The following is a 672-nucleotide window of genomic DNA, read 5'->3' as shown; positions in this document are numbered from 1 at the left end:
AATACCATTCTATTATATAAATCGATAAGCTCTTCATACTTTATTCGGAATTGTTTCTCTATTTTTTTAAATTCCGCCTCTAATTTCATATCGTTCGTTTTATTATTTGACATGTTTTGTAAAAGACTTAATACATTGATTGCTGTGTGGTGATACATAATATGTGTCACTCCCCCTCATCCTTTCACAATTCTCATCTGACTCCCATGTCTTTTAAGAAAATAGAAATTTCCACATATCCATATTATAACATTTCGAAATTATCTGTCAAATAATTAACATACAAAAGAGTATACAAAGTATGTAAATAATAGAAAAGATTTTTTAAGAAAATAATAAAAAAATCTAACACGATGCTATACCAATAAAATGTGTTTAATTATATTATATGGTATTCTTAATGTAATTTCACCGAAAAATTTTGCGCTATCACGAAATATTACTAACACAATCCAGAGATACATTCTCTTATATTTTCAAATGAAAAAAACCTATTACTTATTAATTAAACCAATCAATAACCCCTAAATACAAACAGCTAAATTCACGAAAGAGACTATTAATACATACAGTCATAAACACTCCAGAAACGTTTGATTTCTCTGCCTGTACAAAGCATAGAATACTAAAAAGGAACTAACCAGTACTATACATGGCTAGTTCCTCTCTTCC

Annotated in this window: 1 protein-coding gene; it reads right to left on the bottom strand. The window is 28.0% G+C overall.

Going from position 1 to position 672, the window contains the following annotated elements; genetic code table 11:
* Window positions 1-158 (bottom strand): DNA-binding domain-containing protein (locus tag V7038_RS19845; protein WP_335695537.1); only part of this gene is annotated, 158 nt, incomplete at its 3' end.
* Window positions 159-672: the final 514 nt, after the last annotated feature.

It is taken from the genome of Bacillus sp. JJ783, assembly GCF_036963225.1.
GTDB classification, from domain to species: domain Bacteria; phylum Bacillota; class Bacilli; order Bacillales; family Bacillaceae_G; genus Bacillus_A; species Bacillus_A cereus_U.
The sequence above is the reverse complement of the archived record's forward strand: the minus strand, read 5'-3'. Positions and strand labels throughout refer to the sequence as shown.